The 26,556-nt window shown below is 42.6% G+C and carries 20 protein-coding genes and 2 pseudogenes (1 of these 22 cut by a window edge); 11 read left to right on the top strand and 11 right to left on the bottom strand.

Annotated features, from left to right (window positions below; genetic code table 11):
* On the bottom strand, positions 1–1,675 hold the 5' portion of the coding sequence (gene uvrA, locus NLP_RS30220) for an excinuclease ABC subunit UvrA (RefSeq protein WP_104909542.1). 1,211 nt of this gene lie to the left of the window's left edge; only the first 1,675 of its 2,886 coding nucleotides appear in the window; the start codon lies at positions 1,673–1,675; its stop codon lies beyond the left edge, outside the window.
* Between the two features lie 182 nt (positions 1,676–1,857).
* Between uvrA and NLP_RS30215 the strand changes: the two genes are divergently transcribed.
* Positions 1,858–2,451, top strand: a complete 594-nt coding sequence (locus NLP_RS30215) for a Uma2 family endonuclease (protein WP_104909541.1) — start codon at positions 1,858–1,860, stop codon at positions 2,449–2,451.
* Between the two features lie 173 nt (positions 2,452–2,624).
* A complete protein-coding gene (locus NLP_RS30210) occupies positions 2,625–2,891 on the top strand; it encodes a hypothetical protein (protein ID WP_234017123.1) in 267 nt (88 codons plus the stop codon).
* Between the two features lie 4 nt (positions 2,892–2,895).
* Here NLP_RS30210 and NLP_RS30205 read toward each other — a convergent pair whose 3' ends face one another.
* A complete protein-coding gene (locus NLP_RS30205) occupies positions 2,896–4,143 on the bottom strand; it encodes an alpha-L-fucosidase (protein ID WP_104909540.1) in 1,248 nt (415 codons plus the stop codon).
* Between the two features lie 84 nt (positions 4,144–4,227).
* The gene (locus tag NLP_RS33815) at positions 4,228–4,410 is read right to left on the bottom strand and encodes a hypothetical protein (RefSeq protein WP_234017122.1); all 183 of its coding nucleotides are present in this window, start codon (positions 4,408–4,410) and stop codon (positions 4,228–4,230) included.
* A gap of 416 nt (positions 4,411–4,826) precedes the next feature.
* Between NLP_RS33815 and NLP_RS30200 the strand changes: the two genes are divergently transcribed.
* Both NLP_RS30200 and NLP_RS30195 read left to right on the top strand, forming a co-directional pair.
* Entirely contained in the window at positions 4,827–5,009 is a 183-nt protein-coding gene (locus NLP_RS30200; protein ID WP_104909539.1) for a hypothetical protein, read from the top strand.
* Between the two features lie 36 nt (positions 5,010–5,045).
* Complete coding sequence (locus NLP_RS30195) at positions 5,046–6,353, top strand: recombinase family protein (RefSeq protein WP_104909538.1); 1,308 nt, start codon at positions 5,046–5,048, stop codon at positions 6,351–6,353.
* Positions 6,354–6,366: 13 nt separating this feature from the next.
* Here NLP_RS30195 and NLP_RS30190 read toward each other — a convergent pair whose 3' ends face one another.
* Positions 6,367–7,536 carry a hypothetical protein gene (locus NLP_RS30190; RefSeq protein WP_104909537.1) on the bottom strand — a complete coding sequence of 390 codons (1,170 nt, stop codon included), beginning with the start codon at positions 7,534–7,536 and terminating at the stop codon, positions 6,367–6,369.
* A gap of 608 nt (positions 7,537–8,144) precedes the next feature.
* Between NLP_RS30190 and NLP_RS30185 the strand changes: the two genes are divergently transcribed.
* Entirely contained in the window at positions 8,145–9,764 is a 1,620-nt protein-coding gene (locus tag NLP_RS30185) for an ArnT family glycosyltransferase (protein ID WP_104909536.1), read from the top strand.
* 141 nt (positions 9,765–9,905) lie between these two features.
* Here NLP_RS30185 and NLP_RS30180 read toward each other — a convergent pair whose 3' ends face one another.
* The 5 genes and pseudogenes from NLP_RS30180 to NLP_RS30165 form a co-directional block, all read right to left on the bottom strand.
* Entirely contained in the window at positions 9,906–10,298 is a 393-nt protein-coding gene (locus tag NLP_RS30180) for a Crp/Fnr family transcriptional regulator (protein WP_267894954.1), read from the bottom strand.
* Positions 10,299–10,366: 68 nt separating this feature from the next.
* A complete protein-coding gene (locus NLP_RS30175; RefSeq protein ID WP_267894953.1) occupies positions 10,367–10,510 on the bottom strand; it encodes a nitric oxide synthase oxygenase in 144 nt (47 codons plus the stop codon).
* A 24-nt stretch (positions 10,511–10,534) separates the two neighbouring features.
* Positions 10,535–14,968 carry a nitric oxide synthase oxygenase gene (locus NLP_RS30170; RefSeq protein WP_104909534.1) on the bottom strand — a complete coding sequence of 1,478 codons (4,434 nt, stop codon included), beginning with the start codon at positions 14,966–14,968 and terminating at the stop codon, positions 10,535–10,537.
* Positions 14,969–15,329: 361 nt separating this feature from the next.
* A pseudogene (locus NLP_RS36290) lies at positions 15,330–15,415 on the bottom strand (IS5/IS1182 family transposase); the annotation flags it as partial.
* Positions 15,416–15,703: 288 nt separating this feature from the next.
* Positions 15,704–16,090 (bottom strand): hypothetical protein, encoded by a 387-nt coding sequence (locus tag NLP_RS30165; RefSeq protein WP_104909533.1) that lies wholly within the window; start codon positions 16,088–16,090, stop codon positions 15,704–15,706.
* A gap of 475 nt (positions 16,091–16,565) precedes the next feature.
* Here NLP_RS30165 and NLP_RS30160 point away from each other — a divergent pair.
* Positions 16,566–18,490 (top strand): annotated as a pseudogene (locus NLP_RS30160) (chloride channel protein).
* Positions 18,491–18,610: 120 nt separating this feature from the next.
* On the opposite strand, the gene NLP_RS30155 reads toward NLP_RS30160, so the two are convergent.
* Entirely contained in the window at positions 18,611–19,024 is a 414-nt protein-coding gene (locus NLP_RS30155; protein ID WP_104909531.1) for an AbrB family transcriptional regulator, read from the bottom strand.
* A 469-nt stretch (positions 19,025–19,493) separates the two neighbouring features.
* Here NLP_RS30155 and NLP_RS30150 point away from each other — a divergent pair, with 469 nt between their 5' ends.
* From NLP_RS30150 to NLP_RS30135, 4 genes are all read left to right on the top strand, one after another.
* Positions 19,494–19,934 (top strand): Rrf2 family transcriptional regulator, encoded by a 441-nt coding sequence (locus tag NLP_RS30150; RefSeq protein ID WP_104909530.1) that lies wholly within the window; start codon positions 19,494–19,496, stop codon positions 19,932–19,934.
* Positions 19,935–19,991: 57 nt separating this feature from the next.
* Positions 19,992–20,963, top strand: a complete 972-nt coding sequence (gene cbiB, locus NLP_RS30145; RefSeq protein ID WP_104909529.1) for an adenosylcobinamide-phosphate synthase CbiB — start codon at positions 19,992–19,994, stop codon at positions 20,961–20,963.
* Between the two features lie 101 nt (positions 20,964–21,064).
* On the top strand, positions 21,065–21,601 hold the full coding sequence (gene pyrR / locus NLP_RS30140; protein WP_104909528.1) for a bifunctional pyr operon transcriptional regulator/uracil phosphoribosyltransferase PyrR: 537 nt from the start codon (positions 21,065–21,067) through the stop codon (positions 21,599–21,601).
* A 495-nt stretch (positions 21,602–22,096) separates the two neighbouring features.
* Complete coding sequence (locus NLP_RS30135) at positions 22,097–24,679, top strand: GAF domain-containing protein (protein WP_104909527.1); 2,583 nt, start codon at positions 22,097–22,099, stop codon at positions 24,677–24,679.
* A gap of 46 nt (positions 24,680–24,725) precedes the next feature.
* Here NLP_RS30135 and purN read toward each other — a convergent pair whose 3' ends face one another.
* Complete coding sequence (purN, locus tag NLP_RS30130; protein ID WP_104909526.1) at positions 24,726–25,388, bottom strand: phosphoribosylglycinamide formyltransferase; 663 nt, start codon at positions 25,386–25,388, stop codon at positions 24,726–24,728.
* A gap of 170 nt (positions 25,389–25,558) precedes the next feature.
* Between purN and NLP_RS30125 the strand changes: the two genes are divergently transcribed.
* Positions 25,559–26,290: a hypothetical protein gene (locus NLP_RS30125; RefSeq protein WP_104909525.1), complete on the top strand. Its 732-nt coding sequence runs from the start codon at positions 25,559–25,561 to the stop codon at positions 26,288–26,290.
* Positions 26,291–26,556: the final 266 nt, after the last annotated feature.

Here is a 26,556-nt window from a genome sequence, read left to right as displayed (position 1 = left end):
CGACAATTAATGTATTACCCAAATCGCGCAACTTAGTTAAAGTTTTGAGTAACCTATTATTATCTCGTTGATGCAAACCAATACTTGGCTCATCTAAAACATAGAGAACTCCTGTTAAACCAGAACCAATTTGCGTTGCTAGGCGAATTCGTTGGGCTTCGCCACCAGAAAGGGTCATGGCGGGACGATCGAGGGTGAGGTAATCTAAACCGACATCCAACAAAAATTGCAATCTAGCTTTGATTTCCCTTAGGACTAAATCAGCAATTTGTAACTGGCGATCGCTCAACTTGAATTGCTCAATTCTCTCTCGACAATCCCGAATTGATACTCCAGTTAATTCTAAAATTCCATATTGTCCCAACTTCACCGCCAAGGCTTCCGGTTTTAACCGTTTTCCCTGACAAACTTCACACGGTTGATCGATCAAATACTGCTCTAATTTTTGCTTAATTAACTCAGAACCACCTTCATATTGCCGTTGCAAAATTGGAATAGTACCTTTAAAATTTTGTTTTTTATCTGTTTTTGTAGTTTCTTCTTTTTCTCCATACAAAATAGTCTGCTGCTGTTCTTCTGTCAGCTTGCTCCAATTTGTCTGTAACTCAAACCCATAAATCTGTCCGACGCTATAGAGTAATTCCAAATAATAAGAATTATCTTTTTCTGACCAAGGCGCGATCGCAGCATAAACTGGCGCTTCTGGGTCAGGAACTACCAAATCTGGCGAAAATCTTCTTAAAGTCCCGATACCGTGACAATGCGGACAAGCACCATAAGGTGAGTTAAACGAGAACAATCGCGGCGACAATTCCTCCATTACTGCGCCATGTTCTGGACAAGCAAAATTTTCGGAAAATACTAATTCTTCTTCTTTTTCTTGTCCGTCGTCACCAAGCAGACTCACCAGAATGGTCGCAATACCACCCGATTGCTTGAGACAGGTAGAGAGGGAATCAACCAAACGCTCCTGGATATCAGCCTTTTTCACCAAGCGGTCAATTACCACTTCAATGGTGTGGGTAAAATTTTTATCCAATTCAATCGAATCTGACAGATCGCGCACTTCGCTATTGACACGCACGCGGACAAAACCTTGGGAAGCCAGACTTGACAAAAGCTTACGCTGTGTGCCTTTTTTACCTCGGACAACAGGTGCCAGAATTTGGAAACGAGTGCGGTCTGGTAATTCCATGATGCGATCGCACATCTCATCGATTGTCTGGGGTGCAATACAGCGATCGCATATCGGACAATGGGGTTCGCCAGCCCGACCAAATAACAGCCGCAGATAGTCGTAAATCTCTGTCACTGTACCCACAGTAGAACGGGGGTTATGAGACGTTGACTTTTGGTCAATAGAAATTGCTGGACTTAAGCCTTCAATCGCTTCCACATCCGGCTTATCCAGTTGTCCTAAAAATTGCCGTGCGTAGGCGCTGAGGGATTCTACATAGCGACGTTGCCCTTCAGCAAAAATGGTGTCAAAGGCCAGGGAAGACTTACCAGAGCCAGAAACGCCAGTGAATACGATTAGGCGATCGCGTGGCAATTCCAAGTCAATATTTTTCAGATTATGCTGCCTTGCACCCCGAATCCGAATGGTATTCTGGCTGTTGTGGCTGGGGTAGGGAAGATGTCCATTCAAGGATGCTGCTAGCTGTTGGTCTGACATATTGGGCGGCAAAGAAGGAGTTTCTGATGAAACAGTCCTTAATAATACTATCTTTAATCAGTTTATAGTAGAACAATCGTACTGTTATAGATAGTTATTACTCCAGATTCATGGCGCAGACATCCTTAAGAGTCTGCTAATTTGGAAGCATCCCGATTAAATATTCTTCTGAGGGCGAAACTATGGTATCGCAAATCCAACCGCCGACCCAGCCAAAGGTCATCTATCCAGATAGTGACGGACAACCAGTGGCTAATAATACCATACAGTTTGGCTGGATTGTAGAAATTAAGCAGAATATAGACTGGCTATTTGCTGACGATCCAAATGTATTTGTTGCGGGGGATTTGTTTTGGTATCCAGTAGAGGGACGCAATAAAATTGTTAACGCCCCAGATGTGATGGTGGTATTGGGTAGACCAAAAGGCGTAGGCGTAGCCCGTCGTAGACATCGCCTGTGCTACCAACAATGGAAAGAGCAGGGAGTTGCACCACAAATAGTGTTTGAAATTCTTTTTCCCAGCAACACCCAAACTGAAATGGACAAGAAATTACTGTTCTACGACCGCTATGGGATGGAAGAGTACTACATTTATCCCGATCGAAATAATTTGTGCGGTTGGTTGCGTGGCGAAGACGGTTTAGATGCCATCCCCCAAATAGAGGCTCCGCTACTATATAGCTACGTTTCTACGTGCGATCGCAGGCTCCGTACTCCTGCCAAAGCAATTTTAACTATGTGTGACAAATCCTTGCCTGATAGTGTAATAGAGTGAACTGTAGGCATCGCTTTTCCTGATCTACAATACTTAGGGTATTCGGAAGTTTTGCACAATTGTTAGTAATGTCAGTTTTTATGTTTGAACAGCAACCTGAAGATTTACGATTTTATATTAAACAGTTAGCAAGCGTTGCTTTATAAAAATCAGAACCATCGGCATGGTTTGAAGTGTTATATACCGAAGCTAAAGGTGATACAGCAAAAATTCCTTGGGCAAAGTTAACTCCTCACCCTTATCTACAAGAATGGTTGACGAATCATCAACCATTCGCTTCTCGGCAAAAGGCGCTAGTCATTGGTTGCGGCTTGGGTGATGATGCCGAAGCTCTAGCTCATCTGGGATTGGAAGTAACTGCCTTTGATATTTTACCGACAGCGATCGCTTTTCCTCTAAGAATTGGGGCGATCGCTGTACTGTTAATGAATTTACATTAATTACTCAAGAATCAATATCAATACAAATCACTGTAACGTATGGATTAATTACTGATTCAGGTACATCAATTGTTAATTCTCCTAACGGATTAGAATTGAAGATAGAATCAATAATTGCACAGCGAGTTGTGTAGCTTAGTGCTGTGCCGTCAGCAAGAACAAACACCGATTTTACTTGTTTGATTGGTATACCCCTAACTGATATTGTTTCGTAAGGTTTCATTAATAGGTGTAAATAAATGCGATCGCCCTTACGAGTTGAGGGGCCATAAAATTGCCACGGTTCTAATCCTGGGGTTGTATCAAGTATACTTTCAGAGTGGCTCCCCATCCAATCTGCTATATATTTGAGACGCTCTAACTGCTCAGGAGGGATTTGTCCATTACCCATTGGACTAACATTAAGCAAGAGGTTGCCCCCTTTGCCAGCTACTTCGCAAAGGGTATGAATCAATTGACGAGACGATTTGAAGTTGCAATCATCTGAATTATATCCCCAACTCTCGTTAATAGTCAGACAAGTTTCCCAAGGATGATCGGGTGGGTGAGGCGGAATAAACTGTTCAGGAGTCTCAAAATCTCCACAATTCGGAAGACGATCGTTGATGAGAATATTAGGTTGTAAATCACGAATCATTTTTGCTAATTCTTGAGCCTGCCATTGCTCAGGAGTGCGTTCCCAACTTCCGTCAAACCAAATGATGTCAATTTGACCATAGTTAGTCAATAATTCTCGTATCTGATTGAACATAAATTGGATATATCGCTCCCACTGTTGCGCTGTAGGTTGAGGTAGCTGGTCAAAGCGATAAGGTTTATCTGCTTCTGTAAAAGCTGGATAGTCTGGATGATGCCAGTCACTAAGCGAAAAATAAAGACCAATACGCAATCCTACAGAGCGCATCGCTTCGATATATTCACGCACAATATCTTTTTTATAAGGTGCAGATGCAATTGAAAAGTTTGATTCTTGCGTATGGAATAGGGCAAAACCATTATGATGTTTGGCTGTTAATATGGCATATTTCATTCCTATACTTTTTGCTAAATCTGCCCATTCTTGAGGATTGTATTGCTGTGGATTGAAAGTATTAGCTGTGTAGTGATATTTCTCAACTGGAATATCTTTGCAAAAAGGTAGACTGAATACACCCCCAACTAACGGCCAAGATAACTCACATCCTTGCTGGGAACTATGTCCCCAATGAATAAACATCCCCAATCGAGCTGTATCAAACCAGTTATTCATCATGGTGAAATTTGGCAATAATTCTGCTTAATAAAGGAGAAATAGCTCCCAAGAGCATATTAGTACATATACAGATTTTAGTTGTTATTATTTGTTGGCTGAGGTGAAAATGCGTAGGCGTAGCCCGCCGCAGGCATCGCTATAAAGCGGGGCGTAGCTCATCGCCCCCTTTTCCCCAGAACTAGAGACAAGCGCTTGCTTGGCGTGGGCATAGTCTAGGGTGTTATGTAAAGATGTATGCCTCAAAGTCTGCCGTACCAATTGCACCAAACATTACAGCAGAATTCAAGTATTTAAACCACATCTGTTGTAGAGGCGCAAGGCCTTGCGCCCCTACCGCGTGGTCTATTTACCTGAAAATAGCTGTAAGCTAGACAAAAAATTCACGAATGACACAAATAAAGATGACATAGTTTGATAAACAATATCATCTTTAAAGCTAAGTACATCAGTTGAATGGAGATCACAACGTCTGTCTGGGAATTTTGCTATTATTTGCTACTTTAAAATATATGCAAATAATTGAGATTTCTCCATTCCAAGCATTTCGCCGGAGTGTGGCAACAGTGATCTAGGTAGTTCCAAAGGAGCTATGCTATGTAACAATCCTGACATTACTGGGTGGTGCAGGCCCAGCAATCGCCATTTGGCTCAACAAAACGATCGTTGATGAAATTACCCGCTTATTGAGTACAGGGACAACGCAGAATGCCATCACCCTGATACTTTCGCAACCGCTGCTACTGTACAGCATTGCAGGTTCGCTGCTGGTGAATTTGCTCAGTGATGCGATCGCTAACATCAATGCCTTTGTGTATAGTTCTCTGCGCGATCGCATTTTCGGCTTTGTCCAAGGACAAGTGATTTAAACTGATACCATTTCTTTATGAGGCTCTGCTAAACCTTTGAAAATAATTGCCTACTCTTATACCGATCCGCTATTAGAATCTTCTCCCGATCGAGCCGATTGGGGATGGGAGGTGGATCGGGTTTATGAAGATTTGGGCAAGCCAGACTCTTCTGAACGATCGCAATTACAACAATTATTTACCGATTGTCAAACTGAACCAGCAGATTATCTCCTGATTCGTCGGTTGGAAGAATTGGGAGATACTGTAGAAGAAATTAGCCATCGCCTCAATCAACTCGAAGTCATGGGAATCGCAGTAATCGCCACTGAACAACCTTACACTTCCGAAAATTACCCTCTGGGCGCTGACTTGCTGAATTTGCTACACGCAATCCAACGTCAGCAACGTAGTCGCCGTATCCGCCAAGGACACGCCCGTAATCGTCTTGAGGTTGCACCGCCACCGGGCAAAGTTCCCTACGGCTATCGCAGAGGTAAGGGAAAATATACCATCGATCGCAGTACTTCACCAGTAGTCAAAGATTTTTTTGAACACTTTTTACTCTATGGTTCTCTGCGGGGTTCAGTGCGTTACTTGGCGAAAAAATATGGCAAGAAAATCTCTGTCACCACAGGAAGACGCTGGCTGACTAATCCAGTCTATCGCGGCAATACAGCCTACCAAAATGGTGAAATTATCTCCAATACCCATATTCCGATTATTTCTAAGGAAGAAGCTGCCCAAGTTGACCGACTTTTACGCCGTAACAGCCGTTTACCATCTCGAACTGCTAGCGCACCCCGTTCTCTGGCTGGGTTGGTTGTTTGTGCTGAATGTCAGTCGCATCTGACAGTTACCCGTGTTACTCAACGTAACCAAGATAAAGAGTATCTTTATTTACGTTCTACTAGCTGTCCCCAAAGCCCTAAGTGTAAGGCTATTTCCTACCAAGAGGTGTTGGAACATACCATTGAAACGGTTTGCCGTGATTTACCTCTGGCGGTAGCAGGAATGAATTTTCCCCAGTTGGATGCAGTCAAGAATAGTTTAGGGCAAGCGATCGCTCGTCAGCAAGAAATACTTGCTCAGTTACCCGCTTTAATTGAAACTGGAATTTTAGATGCCCAAACAGCAAAGTTAAGGGCTTACAAACTCCGCACAGAAATTTCTGCACTCGAAGCAAAGCTAGCAACTCTTCCCCCAGTTAACTTGCGTTCTGTTGCTCAAGCTGTTTCTATACCACAATTTTGGTTAGATTTATCGGAAACAGAACGACGATTTTACTTTCGAGAATTTATCAGGCAAATTGATATTACTCTTCAGGATAAAGAATTAAAACTCCAAGTTATTTTTATTTTTTGATTTAATTGAAACGCTATTTTTGAGACGGTTGATCCTTAGTATACGCAACAGGTTTTGGCCCTGCATTCCGCACATTGATAATTTTATTGAGGATATCAAACCAGAAAGGCGCACCCATAGCAATAGCAAAACCACTCACTATCCAACCGCAAATTAATTTAAAAACCTGTGAAATTCTGATATAAACTCTATTCGATTTCGTCGGATCTAATAACTCAAACTGTTGATTAATATTTTGCCATCCAATTGGTATAGAAGAATTTCCTAATAGTTTCTCAATATTCCTTCTGTCTGTTTCATTATTGATATAATCGATTCGTTGACTTGCACTTTGAGTAATGGTAGAGCGGATAACCGAATCTTCCGATAGTCTTTTAAGCAAGTGAAATGTATCAGTATTGGTTAAAAAGGCAACTGATATTCCAATTAAAATAGCAACTCCTTTGGCATTGCGCTTATAAACACCGCTTGCTCGATCCATAGAGCGATCAAACCATGTTTCTACTTCATTTTTAAATTGATTCGCTTCCTCTGTGAGATCGCCAATTTTTATTCTGCTACGTTGAGCAATTACACTAAGGCTCTTGATTAAATTATTAGGGACTTCATCAGGTAACTCATTATTAACAAAATCTATAAATTTCTGGTCAATTTCTCCATAAATTTCTTGAATTTTTGTGTAACTTGGACTCGTTGGATCGTTTATACCTTTTTTCAGTTCTTTATAAGAGGCTAATATCATGTGCAAGTTGGTTTTTGCTTCTTCACTAGGATATTTAACATGATTAATTAGCTGGGGAATTTTTAAGGTATCTAATAAAGTAGTTGCAAATGTTTCAGAAGGAAGATAGGAAGGGCCACTTTGTTTTTCTAGTATTCGTTTATCAGGGTTTTTAGTAATTTCCTGGAAATGCTTTTCTATTTTACCCTTGGCTTGATGGTTCAATGTATTAATCAAAGGATCGTTGTAAAGTTTCTGTACCAAATGGATTGCATTAATAATATCTGATTTTTCACTTTCACTACCACCTGATAAAAGTAATTCAATCGAAGTTCTTAAATGTTTAGCTCTCCATTGTAATAATGTAGCGATTAGTTCCTGGATTTCCGAAGCTAGCAAGCTCAAAATCAAGTAAATAAAAACCAAGCCAAGAGTAACATCTACAACTACAGGTAAATTCATTGACGGTCTCCAATAATTTTTTAGCTGTTTATTGTTATCAAAATTGCTTAAAAAATTGTATATCATAAATATTGCAATTCAATAATTACTTAATTAAATTTAAAACATCAAGGTTCCTTATTTAGATAATTTTATTCAACGATAATAATTTTTGATTATTAATTATTAAATAGGTTTTCAATAATAAATAATCGCATTTTTCGTAAAATTTATATTAAAAATATTATATAATTTCTTAAAGGATTCGGCACAGTATTGAATTAGTGTAGCGATCGCTTACTAAATTTGGGAAATTAGCTAGATAAAAACTAAGTAAATAAAATTGAAACCAAGCGTCCCATATAAAATAAAATACAAGTTTATTTACGGACTATCTAACAGGTAATAAATAATTTATTGCCTGTATTATTTTTATCATTTGTTGGCTTAAATGTTATTTAAATAACCAATATAAATTTTTCAAAAAACAGCGCTAATTAGAAAAATTTGAGTTAATCTGGGAAACTAGCAATTGTTAAAAACATACGTTGTTACTGGGTGGCAACATTGGAGATTCGCTAGATGTCTCTATGTAATCAAACCAGCAAGTAAAATGATTACCAGAGAATATGCAAGAAGGAAGCTTTATTTGGAGTCATCTGGAAAAACAGCATCGCACGGTTGGAAAATGGATTGATTGGGTATGGCTAATAGTATTGCTGTTGGCAGCAGTATTACTGTTTAGCATCAATCTGGGAGGGTTGCCGCTGCGAGATTGGGATGAAGGTACTGTGGCACAGGTTGCTCGTGAAATTTGGCACGCCCCAGCAGGTTCAATGCCTTGGCTTTACCCAACTCTAGGAGGCGAACCATATCATGACAAGCCACCTTTGATGCATTTGCTAATAGCTTGGGCTTATTCTCTAGGAGGCGAAAATGAGTTGACAACGCGCTTACCTGGAGCAATTTTAACAGCAACATCTGTACCTTTACTGTATTGCATTGCTCGAGAGATATTTCGCCAACGTTGGGCTGCTATTTATAGTGCCTTGATTTATCTAACAATGCTACCTGTGGTGCGTCATGGGCGGCTGGCAATGTTGGATGGGGCGATGGTAAGTTTTTTGATGGTGATGATGTTGTGCGTGTTGCGATCGCGCCGAGATTTACGTTATTGTCTTGGTGTTGGTGTTAGTTTTGGGTTTATTTGTTTAACTCAAGGACTGTTAGGCGTATTATTAGGTGCGATCGCACTTGTATTTCTGTTTTGGGATACACCACGACTGCTCACCTGTTACTATCTTTGGATAGCAATCTTAATTGGCATTCTACCTGTCGCTGCTTGGTATAGTGCCCAACTAATTCACTATGGTTATATTGTCGCTCAAATTGGCCTTGCAAACCCATCAACAGGCCGACTTGGCTCAGTTCTAGAAGGAAATTCTGAACCACCTTGGTACTATGTGATTGAACTTCTCAAATACACATGGCCGTGGTTATTATTCTTACCACAAACTGTCCGCTTAACCTGGGAAAATCGCAACCTTAGTTGGGCAAAACTAGTAATGGCGTGGAGTGGGGTTTATCTACTGGTAATTTCCTTCATGATTACCAAAGTTCCCTGGTATCTATTCCCGATTTACCCTAGTTTAGCTTTAGCGTTTGGTATCCAGTTATCAGATACGGAAAATTCGCCTTTACTCTCATCTTATCCCCGTGCTTGGGTCGCTGGTTTGGCAATACTTGCTGTGGCTGCTTCTGCTGGTAGCATTTATTTCAGTGCAGGTACAACACCAAAAACAGACTTACAACTGATTTTTGCCGCCGTAGCTTTAACTATGACCTTGGCAGCTATTTTGGCAGAACGAGGCGACGGGCAATTTCTAAAGATTTTGTTTTGGGGAAGTTATATTTCGCTGCTGCTGTTAATGAAATCTAACTACTGGGTTTGGGAATTATCTGAAGCCTATCCAGTTAAACCAGTCGCCGCCATGATTGTACGAGCAAATCCAGCGACGAGGAAGATTTACACATCTTTTCCCTACCATCGTCCCTCGTTGGATTATTATAGCGATCGCACCATCATTCCTGCTTCTGTTGGTGAACTAGAATATTATTGGCACTACAACGGCCAACCCTACTTCCTGCTTCATGCATCTGCTTTCAACAATCTTGAACTAGAGTCGATGAAGTTAGTTGACCAAGCTGAAGGTTGGAAGTTAGTCACAAAAGATACTAATCGGCTGTAAATATGGGGCATTGGGCAAAAGAGGCAGAGGAGCTGAGGGGCTGAGGGGAAAAACTTACTGTAACTTCTCCCCTGCTCCCTTGTGCCCTCGCTTTCCCTGCGATTAGGGTACTTAAGCATACTAAATACTGAGAAATTTCAATTACTTCAAAATTTTAATAGGCAATTCGACCTCAGCATTGAAGGAAACATCTGCCTGTTGAGCCATATTTACCGCTTTGGTTCGCGCTTCTATAATTTGACCTATCTCACGCCCCAAGGTTGGTTGACGTTCAATCATTAGATTTACAGCATCTGAGTAGATAACAAGAACTTGCAAATCACCAACAGCGGTGATTGATACCGGACTCGCTTCCCCAGTAAATAGTGCCATCTCGCCAAAGAACTCACCACCCAAGATAGTCATTACCTCCAAATCCATGCCAAACTCGTTCGTGACCGTGACTAGAGCCTGACCCGCAATGATAATGTACAAAGCCTTACCAGGCTCACCCTGCCGGATGACTTTCTCGCCAGCACCGAACTGTTGTAAAATAGTTCCCTTTGCGGTTGTAAAGGGTATAAAAGAAGATTTATCTTCCCTTATACCCCCCTTTTACCTGCTTAAGCCTGATGATGGAACGGACACTTAGCAGCAGCAGATTCTGTTTGCCAGGGATCACGTTGATAGAAATAATTAGGTTTCAGAAGACGATTTTCAAACTCTACGGTATACACCGGAGTCGTAGAAGCTGATATTGGTGGAATCAGCCAAATGCAATATTCCCTTCCTTAGATAGTTAGCAGTTGCAATTCCTCCTGAACGGCGGCTTGACTATCAGCAGAATCCTGCACACGCTCAAGCCATTTTTCCGCTTTCGAGTAGTTGTCATGCTGTACCTCTTTAATCGCTTCCTTGAAGTGCAGCACCACGCCCCAAACATCACTGAAAAAGCGTTTTTCTTGCTTCATTTTGTTGAAGAAACTAACAGCTTCAATATGCGATAGTCCCCCTTCCGTTTTAGCGATCGCCATAAACACTTCAAATACATCGTCTGCCATCTTGGCATCGCCACAGACATAGTAGTGACATTGCGGATGGCTGAGTATTCGCCAGAGTTCTTCAGCTTTTTCTTGCATTAAGCCTTGCACATAGACTTTCTTGTCGTTCAGACGCGAGAAGGCAACTTCTAACCCTGACAGCACGCCTTGATTCTGCCAGCTTACAAGTTGCTCTCCATAGAGGAAGTCACTGCGATCGCGACAGCCAAAGTACAAGCAAGCATCACCTAATTGTGTTTCCTGCTGCAATAGGACTTGCCGATACTGGAGGAAGGCAATCAGCGGCGATACCCCCGTACCCGGCCCAACCATCAGCATTGGCGCGAGTGGATCGGTGGGTGGACGGAAGCTAGAGGTGCGAACACTGATGCGAACCTTTGCCCCCGCTTCAAGTCCGGCAAGGTAGTTGGAGCAGAGGCCCTGACGGGTTTTACCTGCATCCGTCTTAACTTGCAACACTCCAACTGTGATTTGGATGTGCTGAGGATGAAGCAGAGGACAGGAGGAAATGGAGTAGAGGCGTGGTTTTTGCTTCGGCAACAACTCTAGCAGCACTTCTAATGTAATTTGGGCAGAAGGAAACTCATTGAACAGATCGACAACGCTGATGAAGTTGTCCGTGATCGTTTTTTTGAGCGTGATGCTGTCGGGATGCTCATCTCCTTGCCGCAGAATTTCCAACCAGGTTTCCAGGCGTTGTTTATCCTGGGGATTTTGTGCTGCTGAGTACAGGTAGGTCAGCACATCATTGAATGGTTCGCGCAAAGTCAGATCAAGGTCTTCCAAGAGAACCTGTCCGATGCTTGTGGGAACGGAAACAGGAGGTTTTTCTTCTAATTCCGTACCATCGGGCATTAGATAACGAGCTGTGAAATAGGTGTTGGGGGATACTGAGAGGCGATCGCACAACTGATTCACCAACTCTGCCGGATTGCCAGGATAAACTGCAAGATGATCACCTGTTTCATACTGCAAATCGCTACCAGAAATATCAAAGACAAGATAGCGAGTAGAACGGCTACCAGGAATCACTTCTTTGAGTAGTTCGCTATTGGCAACCAGAGGTACTTCCACACCTCTGTCTCCACTCACTTTTACTGGTGAAATATTTGCCGCTTCCGTCTCACTCAAAAACGTAACGTTTAGTTTAGGTGCGGCTTGGGCTGTTGCATCGGCGGAGGTCGCATCCTCACCCAGAATGCGGGAAACCAGTCCTAACCATTGTTTGAAGGTGTCGGCTTGTCCCTTGATTTCATCGCCTTTGTGAAGTGGCACAATACAGTTACCTCCCGCCTTGGCAAGTCCCTTATCTACCGAAATTCCGGCAGCACAGAAGTTTTCGTAAACGGTACTACCAATGCCCAGAACGGAGTAATTCAAACCGTCGAGGGAACGTGCAGGTTGTTTTTTCAACCACTGGAGGAACTTCTTGCCGTTTCCAGGTATTTCGCCATTGCCGAAGGTGGACGTGACAATGAGTAGGAGTTTCTCCGATGCCAGGGTGTCAGTGTTGTATTCATCCAGCGCCATCACCTGGGGACGGAATCGCTGGAGTTGACGAGCGGCTTTGCGCGCCAAGCCTTCAGCAGTAGCTGTTTCGGAAGCGTAGAGAATCAGGATGCGGTCTTGCTTGTTGTCGTCCTCGTCGATAGTGGTGATGAATTTTTCCAGGTCAATACCATCTTCAACTGCCCAGCGATCGGCAGCATGGTGATAGGCTGGCTCTAGGTAGAAGTCCCGCATCTGGTGGTGCCAGACCGGACAAGCACTTCCCCCCGATGCGGGTACGACCCAACCCCAATCCCCCGGACACTCGCGTCCTGCTTTCTTCTCGCGTAAGTCGTGCGCCAGGAATTGACGAGAGGCAGATTGATGGTCTACCATCGTCACCTTTGCTTTTTGGAAGGAGTACAGGATAGCAACGTTGAGTTCCAATGCGACGCGATCGCGCCACAATGTCTGTTCGGAACTGGTATCCAGTTTGAGAACTTTGGCGATGTCCTCCATCTTGTTGTAGCGGTACTCGTCCAAGAAATCCCGCATGATTTCAGTGCCCATGTACCAGCCATTGAAAGGAATGCAGGCATAATTGATGCCGCCAACGTGCATTGAGAAGTTGGTAATGGCAGGGACAGCGTACCAACGGAAGCCCAATGATTTGAATTCAGGAATCGCGGGATGCTCGATTTCCACTTCCAAAATCTCATCCCGATCCCAGTGGTACATCTTCGGTTCCATACCTGGAGCTTCAATCACTAGAGGCAAAATGTCGTACTCTGTGAGTGGTTGGGGGGGTTGCCAGCCCAATTTTATAATCGCTTTGGTGACGTCCAAGTTGGCAGGATCGCCTAGAATCCTACCATCCGGTTGCTCGTATGCTGCATAACGAGCTAATTGTGGATTCCAGATGCGTGGCCCCCAGCGTTCTTTAGGATGTTTGGGACGAAAGACGGTCATGGTAATCTGGAGGTTACCGCCGTTTGTCGCGGACTGTAAGTGTTCTTGGAGTTCACGGAACATCTCATCAGGGTCGCTAACGTGGCGGCGATCGCGGATCACCATGTTATTCCACTGAATCCGCCCCACACACTTAGAAGCATTGCGCCATGACACTTGTGCCCCATACGCCACTTCTTCATACGTGTGGGTATAGGTTCCGGTAGCGTGTACTTCCTCTTGAATTTCTGCCCAGCGTCGTGCCTTGTCCTCCGGTTCCCATGCCTGCTCTGTGGCGATTAGCTCTAGGTACTGCTTGGCTTTTTTGAGCAATCGTTCCTCATTCAGCTTGGGCAGCTTGATGACATTCACAGCGCGATCGATTAACGTCTGCCATCCCTTGCGTAACTCTGGCGTGAAATCTGGTACGTGCCGCTCAAACAAGGTAAAGATAGCATCGTTCATTGCCGGATAAGCACAGGATGGCACCCCTGCACTGGTATGCACCTGCCCTAAGAAGCGCAACTCTCGGATCATCTCATCACTGCTGCCGCTTCTTAGGGATTGGACGAGAAATTCCAATGCCTGAAACAGGTGTAGAGACAGGTAATCCATGTCTGCTCGTCCAAAAATCGGCAATACAAAGGGATATTTCTCAAACAGGATTTGATAAAACTCCATCCCCATGACTTGCTTATTCTGGCTGAACACCTGCCAGGATTCCATCATCTTTTGCAGCATTTCTGGGGGCAGAGCCGTATTGTAGCGGTGAACTGCCTCTACCATCGGCACAATTACATGGGTATTGAAGAAGCGGTAGAGGGCAGAGTTTGCGCCTTTTGCTAAATCCTGGTGATCGTACTCTTCTAGGTAAGGAATCGATGGTAGCATCCACATCCACACCTGCCGTGCCTTCAACCAGTGCTGGGGACGCATCCCGATATCGGCAAACAGCGCCCCGTAATCTTCAACCGTGTCAAACGAATCGCCTTTTTCTGGAGGTACGCCCATTAAGGGTTCTCCAATTACATTCTGAGTTTCCGGCTGAAGCTGGTGTACGCAGCAATCAAACAACTCAAAGAAAAAGTCATTGATGCTGTTAATTGCTTCCCCGAAGATGTACTCCAGTTCAGGTGACTCTAGCAACAGCCGCTTCAAGAACTTTTCCATCTGTAATTCTTTCCACGCCCGCAGCTTGTTCCAAGCGTCTTTGACAATCACTTCTTCTTGGGGCGAGAGAGGAACAGATTCTGGCATCTCGAACTCGCCCTCTGTGTGAGTCCCTTTGCTGTGAGTGCGGCGAGTACCGTTCTGATTCCCCAAGATTGTAAAGCTGCTGCTACTTCCCTCAGTGCTACTCTGAGTCAGGCGAGTTTTCAACTTCAATTGGGGTGCCTGGTTCCAAGTTGTAATCGGAAATTCTAACTCGGCGCTGCGCTCTCCATTCAGGCACTCCTGGGTGGCAAATGCAACTGTTCCAGCATCCTGCCAAGGTTGAGTAATGTCCCCTTCCCGGTAACGCAGAGTAATGGCGATCGTGCAGTCTCCCTTGTTTTTCAAATCTACCAACCAACTGGGTTGCGTACGGTTCAGCAGATCCCTTTCTAACAAGCTTTGTCCCTCTTCGGAAACTACCTGCAAATGGCATTTATACTTATAATTATTGTCAGCCGGGAAATCGAGTGCAGAAATCTCGGTTAGGTGGATAATTCGTTGATTGTCATTCATGCTTTAAAAGTCAATGAGTGAGAGGAGTGTGTAGTTAAATGTACTGAACGCCAGAAATTTTACATTTTTTTTAATTTATCCTAATTATTTAAAGGTAGATAATAAAATTTGATTTGTAAAGTAAACATAAAGACGCGGTTTGAGAGTTTAAATAATACTCAAGAGGCGATATGACAGAGTACTAGTCGCACTCTAGCTGCATAAATTATTAACTCATTACCTCTGGCAACAAGTAAGTTGGCATAATAAAACCAAACTATGTAAACAAAGATAAACTAGGCTAAAACCCTCTTCCCTCGTGGCTCCTGGCTCCTGGCTCTTAGCTTATCCCAACGACGAATTTTTACACCAACCTACTTAGTTTGTAATTCTTACTCAGGCGTCGATAGCGTCCTAACCAACCAAAAGTATATTCAACTACCCGTGTGTTGGTAAAATCTGGAACCCAATTTAAGCGATGGTGAGTGTCATCAACTCCAATAGTTGATAAACAGACACAACACATATAGATACGACTAAAAATAAATGTAAAGACGTAGCAGTGCTACATCTTTACAAGAGTTATGGATAACCCATATTTAATTTCATTAAATGTCTAATAGGCGATCGGTCTTTAAAGGGACATAATATAAAACCGTGTCCTATTTGGGGCAATAAGACACGGTTTTATAAAAGTATTTAGTTATAATATTACAAAAATCAAAGTAGAATTTGATTTATACCAAAGTAATCGATTTACTGGGATTTGTTTCCTGGTTCATTAACTTTTTCTGTTGTGGGAAGTATTTGGCGATCGTAACTTGTCTTTTCTTGGGTCAAAGCGATCGCACCAAAAAAAATGGCACTACCTACAGCCAAGGCTACCATAGGACGCTTGAGTAGGACAAAATCTCTGATAATCCTCGCTAAAGGTCGGCTTTGACGACGTAGCGAGGAAGACATCATCAATTGTCTCCAAGTAAACGGATCGCGGACATAATGACCACTTTGGCAAACTACTAGCCTTTCCTGGCAATAGGGACAGCAAAACAAGCCCATGCGCGTTTTAACTGGTTTTGGCGTAGCATTTCTTTGGCAAATTGGGCAAGTAACATAATGATTATCAAAAGTGTGTATATTCATTTACCTCGTCCGCCTAGTCCATTTCTCGCTCTATAACCATAGCTATATTGAATTGGGATCAATGTACGATCTAACATCAGGCATCAATCATACATACATTCTATTACTACCAAGGATGGCTTAATGGTCGCAACACGAGTATAGCTAGATTTAAGCAAGGATGACTCATAGTTAATGTTTACGGGTGCGTCCACCCAGCCGAAAAAACTTTGTTGTCTCTAGAAAAAATAGCGTTGGCGATCGCTCGCACCCCACTAACCGCAGCTACACCTAATTTAGGTATCACTGACCCTTAAATAATAATTCTCTCTCATTTGACCATTCTCTCCACAAAAATTTTGCACAATGACATTTTGAGCTAAAGCCTTGTAAGTTAAGCAAATAAAGTCTACTTGTCCGGTTGCTAAATAATGGCTCACAATGATAAGTAACAGATAAAAATTTAAATTTTTTCTTACATTTACCCCGCCTCTTAATGACTCTCTTGCCTCCCACTCAACTAAGGAAGGTAACGGAACAACCTGCCTTTCCTACACCTTCCGCTCATCTAGCTCACCTAATTAATCGTTTTCAACCATCCCCAGAAACAGTTGTGCTGTTTTTAGCCATGCTCATTGGCGGTGGTACTGCTATGGGTGTAGTTACCTTTCATTATTTAATTCAGCTAATTCACCAGCTGATGCTAGAAAATTTAATGGGTCAAATTGGCGTCTGGGGTGCTTGGACTTTAGCTTGCGTTCCTACCCTTGGGGGATTAATTGTTGGCTTGCTGCGTTGGCGTACTCAAGACTTTGGCCCTGGACTTTCATCTCTAATCGCCGCTTCTCAGGGAACAGAGATTAGGCGACCACTGCGACCAGTGACAAAAATGCTGGCTGCATCTGTTTCTTTGGGGAGTGGTGCTTCTTTGGGGCCAGAGGGGCCGAGTGTGGAAATTGGCGCAAATTTTGGAATGTTGTTCTCTGTGATCCTCAATGTATCTCAAGAACGACAACGTTTGCTATTGGGTGCTGGCGCGGCGGCTGGACTGGCGGCGGGATTTAATGCTCCCATCGCTGGAGTCTTTTTTGCCCTAGAGGTGGTGATAGGAGCTACATCTTTTGCTACTTCTGCTGTCAGTGTGGTGCTGCTAGCGGCGGTGGTAGCAGCATTAATTGCCCAAATTTGTTTGGGGGCACAACCTGCTTTTGATTTACCTGTTTATCAAGTTCGCAGTCCTTTGGAATTACCTCTTTATCTTGGTTTGGGTTTAGGGGCCAGCTTAGTTTCTTTAGCTTATACTCAATCAATTCGTTTAGCAAAAGCCTGCTTTGCTGGGAAGGTTCCAGGTTTTGATTTTTTGGGACGAATTCCTCAGCCAATTCATCCAATTATTGGCGGTGCAATTATTGGCGCTGTTGCTTTGCACTTCCCCCAAATTCTGGGTGTCGGTTATGAAACTGTAGAAGCAATGCTTCAAGATGTGGAGTTTCCACTCTACTTATTGGTGGTGTTGTTGGTGGTGAAGTTATTGATGACTGCAATTAGTGCGGGTAGCGGTTTCATCGGTGGTTTGTTCGCACCAGCAATGTTTTTAGGTGCTTCTTTTGGATCGGCTTACGCCAAAATGTTAGCCGTAGCATTCCCGACAATTTGCGATCAAATGGCGGCTCCTCCAGCTTACGCAATGGTGGGAATGGCAGCAGTGCTGGCTGCTAGTGTGAGAGCGCCGTTAACGTCTATTTTGATGCTGTTTGAATTAACCCGCGACTATCGAATTGTTTTACCGTTGATGGCAGCTGTAGGTTTGAGTGTTTGGTTAGTAGAAAGGATTAAACCAACTTTTAACTCTAACTCTAATCTACAACAGATTGGGCTTTCGGAATTGAAAGATGAACAAGCGGAAATTGTGCAGCAAATTTTGGTAGAAGATGCCATGTACCCTTGTCCCAAAAAGTTACCTGCAACCCTGGGAGTATTAGATGCAGCTGTGGAAATGATCCGCGATCGCGTTCGTAGTGCTTTAGTATTTGATCAAGCAGAACAATTAGTTGGTATACTTTCTTTGGAAGATATTAACCGTGCTCTTGCTATTTGGCAAACATACCCAAATTCCCTAACTGAAATTCCAGATAATTTATCTAGTCAAACCCTCATAGACATTTGTACTACTGAAATTCTCTATGCATGGCAAGATGAACTTTTATCTGAGGCATTAGACCGGATGAGTCTTCGAGGTTTACATCAATTACCAGTGGTAGCACGAGATAAACCCGATCGCATTTTAGGTTTATTAGAAAAAGAGCAAATTGCATTAACCTGTAATTTAGCAGTAACACGCAAGGCACTTCGCCACTATTACCAGTCTTACCCACTACAGATATAGTCATTAGTCATTGGTCATTGGTCATTGGTCATTAGTCATTGGTCATTATTTTTCACAAAGGACAAATGACACTTGACTAATGACTGTTTATAGTCATTGTTTTTCACAAAGGACAAAGGACAAATGACAACGGACAATTGACTAATGACCATTTATTAAGCCGTGGCTTCTATGGCTTCATCATCTTCGCGATCTTCTGGATCTACCTGTCTCAGACGAATGTGCTTTTTGCCTAAAGTGATCAGAAACTCATCTCCTGGTTTAAGATTCATCTGTTTTGTATAAGCTGAACCTATAAGTAAGTTACCATTCGATTGCACACTAATTCTATAGCTAGCACTACGTCCACCACGCCCATTAGCACTGGGTGTACTGTCTAACTGAATGCCTTCAGCATCAATTAGGGCATTTAAGAACTTCATCATATTGACGCGCTCTATACCATTTTTGGTCACGGTATAGTAGCCGCACTTCTTGGCTTTGTCTTCTTTGCTCTCGTTTTCTAGCTCTTTGACTTTTTTGAGCAGTTCTTCGCCGAGTAGGGGTTCAATTTTTTTCTGTTTAGGCATCAACTTAGGTCGAAAATGAATGTTTGAAGTGTTTGAATCGATTTTATTTTAGCTGAGGTTGAGCTAACAGGAACATAATCCTTTAGTTTTTATCTCAACCTAGCCAAGTATATTACACTCAGATGCACAATTGTTATGCCATTACCAATATTGCCAAGACAATCTATTTTAGAAAATGCTGGCAATGCTGATAACTATATATATAATTTGTGAATTACTGCTAGACTATATAAGTTTTAAGTTTTCTAAACTAACGCTCTAAAAGTTGTCTATTTCTTAAGGATGAGAACTGAGTCACAGAATGATAAGCAAAACTGATCCTTAGTCATTGGTCATTGGTAATTAGTCATTGGTTATTTAGAAACGACAAACTAAAGAAGTCTAAGAGTCGGAAGCCAACTATCAGAATTTCTTTTCAGGGAGATGCAGTGCTAACGAAGACAAAGGACAAACAACAAAGCTTGCCAAAATGAAATTAACTACCAGAGGACACTATAGTGTGAAGGCGTTGCTAGATTTGAGTTTACAACCAAGATATGGGCCTGTATCTGTGAGAACGATCGCTAAACGCCAAGATATTCCAGCTCCTTACCTCGAAAAACTACTAATAGAAATGCGTCGTGCATCTTTAGTGAAATCAATTCGTGGTAGCATCGGCGGATACCAATTGGCAAGAGAGCCTGCACAAATATCTATAGGACAAATTTTAGAAGCTGTTGGCGAAACTAGCCATTTACCTCATCACACCCCAGCACCTACACAAGCTGAAGATTGGGTAACGTTTAGCCTTTGGCAGAGACTCAACCAAAAGGTTAAAGAAGCTTTATACAGTATTACTCTGGCAGACCTTTATTACGATGCTCGAAGTTGGCAAGCTTCCCTTGGAGAAGAAGCTAGTTTTGTGGTTTAGTCAAGAGTCAATAGTCGAAATATTGACCCTTGACTTTTAACCCTTGACTCGTGATTTATGACTAATAATATCTATATCTTAATAATTGCGGCATTTTTAGATTATTTAATTGGCGATCCTTGGGATTGGCCCCATCCAGTGCAAGTTATGGGGTGGGTAATTTCTCGCCTGACCAAGTTTTTTCTCCACTTGTGTCAAAATTCTCTAACACAACGCCTAGCTGGAATTTTACTAGGTATTATCTTAATAATTGGTAGCGGTCTTGTTGGCTTTTTGATTATTCAAATTGCCAGATGGGTTCATCCACTCTTAGGAATTGCAATAGATAGCATTCTTTTGGCTAGTTGTTTTGCTGGCAGAAGTTTGCGAGCAGCAGCGGAGGCTGTTTTACAACCTTTAACAGTCGGAGATTTGGAGAAGGCTCGGAAGATTTTAAGTAATTACGTTGGTCGAGATACGCAAAACCTCTCACAAGCAGAAATTTCACGAGCCATTTTAGAAACGGTTGCAGAAAATGCCACCGATGGGGTGATGGCTCCGCTTTTTTATGCAATTGTTGGTGTCTTTATACCAGTTGTGGGGCCAACTCCCTTGGCTTTAGCATATAAAGCCAGCAGTACTCTTGATTCAATGGTGGGCTATCGGGAAGCACCCTATACTTATTTAGGATGGTTCTGTGCGCGGTTAGAAGATTGTTTGACTTGGCTACCTTGTCGGTTAACAGTGGTGACTCTGTCGCTGCTATCGGGTAAACCGATGCATATTTGGCAAATTTGTCGTCGGGATGCAATTAACGATCCTAGTCCCAATTCTGGCTGGAGTGAGTGCGCCTATGCGGCATTTTTAGGTGTGCAGATGGGGGGTACAAATTGGTATCGGGGGGTAGCTAAGTACAAACCACTGCTAGGAGATGCTATTTATGCCATTACTACAAGTTCTATTCAGAATGCTTTACAGCTGACTCGATATTGTTTTTTGCTATGGTTAGGGATAGCGATCGCTATATTCTTAATGCTCGCAAATAGGTAATTGTAAATATAAAGTTAGAGACGCGATTAATCGCGTCTGTACAGGAGTTAAGAATAAAAACTCTTAACTCTTAACTTATCACTCCTAACTTATGACTCGCTATGTCTGCCAAAGTAGTTGAAATTCTCTCATCTGAAGAAATCCGTCGTACCTTGACTCGCCTTGCCTCTCAAATTGTCGAAAGGACGCGTGATTTGTCTCAACTGGTGCTTCTTGGTATTTATACTAGGGGTGCGTTATTAGCCGAATTATTGGCGCGTCAGATTGAGACGCTCGAAGATGTAGCAGTGTCAGTTGGTGCTTTGGACATTACATTTTATCGAGATGACCTTGACAAAATTGGGTTGCGGACTCCAACGAAAAGCGAAATTCCTTTTGACCTTACCGGGAAAACGGTTGTACTCGTGGATGATGTGATTTTCAAAGGACGGACGATTCGCGCTGCTTTGAACGCAGTCAACGATTATGGTAGACCAGAGGTGATTCGTTTAGCTGTGTTAGTAGACAGAGGCCATCGAGAATTACCAATTCACCCAGATTTTATTGGCAAGAAGTTGCCTACAGCTAAAGAAGAAATTGTCAAAGTTTACTTACAAAATTGTGATGGACGAGATGCAGTAGAGTTAATTGCAGATTAGGCTATGGAGTTAGGAGTTAGAAGAATTTATACAGCAGCTTTCTTTTGCATGAAGTACAAAGTTACAGGTTTTGAGGCAGGAGGTAGAAACTCTTTGTGTCTGATACGTGAGTCCTGCATTTTGTACCTCATCTACTTGAAAACTGCTGTAAGTAATCAAGCGAACATGATATTACGGGCAAGGGTAACTGCAAGAAGTCTGTAAAACTCTGGTTAAAAAATAAAGATTGTTTGGCTATCTTGTTAGAAAACCAGAACTCCTAATGAGAAAATAAGATATTCTAACCAAGCGATCGCCATAAAATTGTTGACAAACCTGTTAATCAGATCCAATTTTTTCGAGTTTAAAGGAAATAAAAACATTATGGGACATGACCTAGAAGATTAGTGCTTCAAAATACTCCTGAAAGCCAGTCCTTATTTAATAAGGTTTGTGTAGAATTTGGTGGTGAGGTTATTTACTTGATTCTCAATTGCAGCAATCCAGGTTTCATTTATGAGTCAGTCTTTTTCTCAAAACCAAGCAAAACGAAATCGTCAACAGAGACTCTGGCAACAAAAATGGAGTTTAAAGACTAAAGCAATAGTTTGGGCACTAAGTATTAGTGTGCTGCCTGTAGTTGCAATTGGAACAGCTACTTACAACTATGGCACTAATTTAATTAATACAGAAATTCCGCAAGTAAGACTTGAGAGTACAAAAAGTTTAACAGAAAGTGAACTTGCTCTACAAAGAGAATTGTCACTCTTGTTAGCTGGTATGGGAGTGACAGCAATTTTAGCAGGTGCGATCGCTGTTTTTGTGGCAAATCGAGTTATTAATCGAGTCCGCAAGGCTGCTGCAACTTCTAATATTATCAAAAATAAGCTACGTCCAGATAGTGAGTTTACTCAATCTTTCATCGCTAGCCAAGATGAATTAGTGATGTTAGAGAGTAACATAAACTTATTCACAGAGATGATTTCGGGTTTGCTACAACAAAAAGAAGCTGAAGCTGATTACTCCCAGCTATCGATAAAAATTACCCGCTGGGTTCGAGAATCATTCAATGAAGAAGATGTTCTCAAAACTACCTCAGAAGAAATTCGTAAAGCTTTAAGCATCGATCGCGTAACCATCTTTTGCTTCAACTCCAACTGTAATGGAACCTTTATCACCGAATCAGTAGCACCTGGTTTACCGAAAATGTTAGGGGTTACAGTCTCTAACACTGGGTTTGAGGCAGGATATATAGAAAAATATCAGAATGGTTGCATCCGGGCTATTGATGATATCTATCAAGCCAATCTCAGTGATGGTGATATTGAGCTGCTAGAGCAATTTGCTGTCAAATCTAATTTAGTAGCACCGATTCTCAAAGGCAAGCAGCTATTTGGTTTATTAATTGCACATCAGTGTTCTAGAGTTCGCTTTTGGCAGCAGTCTGAGATTAATTTGTTCGCTCACATAGCTATACAAGTGGGATTTGCTCTTGACTACGCTAGGCTTCTAAAACAGGTAGATTCAAAGGCAGATCGAGCTCAGGTATTTATAGAAACTACCCGCAGCATTCGCCAATCGCTCAACGAAGAGGATGTCCTCAAAACCACCGTAGAAGAAGTTCGCAAAGTACTGAGTACTGACCGAGTGCTGGTTTATAGCTTTAACGCTAATTGGGTTGGAACTGTGATTGCCGAATCAGTGGTTCCAGGTTATCCAAAAGTTTTGCGAACCGAAATTCAAGACATCTGTTTCACTCAGGGCTATATAGAAAAGTATCAGTCTGGTCGCGTTCAAGCCACAAATAACATTTATGAAGCCGGTTTGACTGATTGTCACATTAACCTGCTCGAATCCTTTGCTGTCAAAGCAAATTTGGTCGCCCCCATTCTCAAAGATGAACACCTATTTGGCTTATTAATTGCACATCAATGCTCCAGACCCCGTGATTGGCAAAAGCCTGAGATTGATTTATTTGCCCAGATAGCGATGCAAGTGGGATTTGCTCTCGACCATGCAAGACTTCTGCAACGAATCGATGCTGAAGGTGTGCAAAGTCGGTTGCTGGCGGATACTATCGGCAGCATTCGCCAATCGCTTAACGAAGAGGATGTCCTGAAAACCACCGTAGAAGAGGTTCGTAAAGTACTGGGTACTGACCGAGTACTGGTTTATAGTTTTAACGCTGATTGGTCTGGAATTGTGATTGCCGAATCAGTTGTTCTCACTTACCCAAAAGTTTTGCAAGCTGAAATCCGAGACCCATGTTTTGGTCAAGGCTATGTAGAACAGTATCAGTCTGGTCGCGTTCTAGCCATAAACAACATTTATGAAATCGGTTTAGCTGATTGTCACATTAGCTTACTCGAATCCTTTGCTGTGAAAGCAAATTTAGTAGCCCCCATTATTAAAGATAAGCAGCTATTTGGCTTGTTAATTGCACATCAGTGCTCCAAGCCCCGTGATTGGCAACAATCTGAGATTGATTTATTTGCCCAGATAGCGATGCAAGTGGGATTTGCTCTCGACCATGCTAGGCTGCTGCAACGAATCGAAGCTGAAAGGATGCGAAGTCAGTTATTGGTGGATATTATCCGCAAAATTCGCCAATCACTTAACGAAGAGGATGTCATCAAAACCACAGTGGAAGAGGTTCGCAAAGCACTGAGTACTGACCGAGTGTTAGTTTATAGCTTTTACGCTAATTGGTTTGGAATTATCATTGCTGAATCAGTGGTTCCAGGTTATCCCAAAGTTTTGCGATCTAAAATCCATGACCCCTGTTTCACTCAAGGCTATGTAGAAAAGTACCAGTCTGGTCGCGTTATGGCAATCAACAACATTTATGAGTCTAGTTTGGCTGATTGTCACATTAAACTGCTCGAATCTTTTGGTGTGAAAGCAAATTTAGTAGCACCAATTATTAAAGATGAGCAGCTATTTGGCTTGTTAATTGCACATCAGTGTTCTGAACCCCGTGATTGGCAACAATCTGAGATTGATTTATTTACCCAGATAGCGATGCAAGTAGGATTTACTCTCGATCATGCTAGGCTCCTACAAGCGTATCAAACTGCTGAAGCTAACTCTGATGAATAGTAGAGGCGCACAGCTAGATGTGCGCCCCTACTTGATATATGTATTTTTACGACAAGCTTAGTGTAACTTTTGACGAATAAGCTGCTAGAGCGATCGCTAATGGTAAAATTCGATGTTCCTGAATTTGAATCCTGGCGTGGAGTGTTTCTGCTGTATCATCGGGCAGTACTGGTACTGCGGCTTGCATTAATATTGGCCCACTGTCCATTTCTAAACAAGCTATATGCACTGTACAACCAGTGATTTTTACCCCAGATGCCAAGGCTTGTTCTACAGCATGGATTCCCTTGAAACTAGGTAACAAACTTGGATGGATATTTATAATCCTCTCAGGAAAGGCATCAATGAAAATTGATGTTAACAATCGCATCCAACCTGCTAAAATCACCCATTCCACATCATAGCGCTGCAATGTCTGCACAATTTGCTCATCAAACTCTTCTCGGTTTTGATAGTTGCGGTGATTTAATAAGACAGTTTCTACACCTCTATTAGCTGCTCTGACGGCTGCTTTCGCCGAGGGGTTATTGTAAATTAAAACTTGAATTTGGGCATTTAGCTGCCCATCTTGGATAGCTTCGGCAACTACATCAAAATTGCTGCCATTCCCAGAAGCCATAATTCCCAGTTTTAAAGGGGCGATTTGTTGGCAAATATTGCTAATTCTAGGAGAAATTAAGCTCAGGGTAGAATCAGGGCACAGGGTCATAACAGCTAAGAGGAAAAATTATAGATGCCAAAAATATATACTAAGTCGTGGGTAAAGATTTAGCTCATAACTCGTCCAATTGATATATGTGATATTTTAATACTTGGTATGAAGGGAACAACACAGAGATTAAAACCGCACAGGATTTGATCGCAGCATAGGTGAGTTAAATGGCGAAGGTAGCGTATGAGCCGGGGCTGAACCCGTTACCCAGTGCAGTTAGAGATGTAGAGGCAGTGTGCGAGGTACTGCTGCATACTGAGATGGGCGGATTTGCTGCGTCAGATATTACCCTGCTAAAAAATCAAGATGAATTTATCTCCATTGATGAACTCCATGAATACGCCAGTCAGAAGGTACGAGAACTTCAATCGGCGATGAAGCCGGAAATTTATGCAATTCGAGAAGGCTTTAAAATTCGACTGGCAAAGGTGGCTCCAGGCGATCCTAGACAGCGATATTGTAAGGAGGTAGCGCGATTTATTCATCGAGGCGAAATTTCCCTTGTTGGTCGTCGCACATTAGATTATCAGAGGACTCGCTTGGGATTGAAGACAACTGAGGCGAAGGCGATCAAAGATGATATATTAGAACCTTACCGCAACGAGTTCCGCGAAAAACTCCAGCAGTATCAGCGGGTGTTTACTGAACTACTGGAGCAAGACGAGACAATTACCGATAGCGATCGCCACGAGCTGCAAAATCTCCAGCAAATTTTGGGGCTGCGCAATGAGGACACGATATCGATTGAGGCACTAGTGACTGCACGGTTTAAGACGCATGAGCAAAACCTGCAAATATATCAGCAGGAGTTTACAACGGCACTGCGACAGGAGTTTCCCCTGAGTACGGCAAACCCAGCAGCAATTAGAACTTATGGATGGAGATATTGCCGCGATTGAATCTCAGATTACGGCCAAGCCCTGCTCAACCTACTCAAAGGAGTGCCCAGTGATGGAAGTGCATGGATAGATAATGATAATTAAAATCGGATGCTGCGAGGCGGTTCTTGGTTCGAGATTCCTGGACTCTGCCGTTTTGCGTCCCGCCTCTTCAACGATTGGGCGGGGCGCGACGGTATCAACGGCAGTGTTGGTTTTCGTGTTGTCTGCGCGGTTGGGAGGACTCTTTAGCCCTTTATACCTAGCTCTCTTGTCCTCTGCCCTTC

This window comes from Nostoc sp. 'Lobaria pulmonaria (5183) cyanobiont', from assembly GCF_002949795.1.
GTDB lineage: Bacteria > Cyanobacteriota > Cyanobacteriia > Cyanobacteriales > Nostocaceae > Nostoc.
This window is presented reverse-complemented; position numbering and strand designations above follow the sequence as displayed.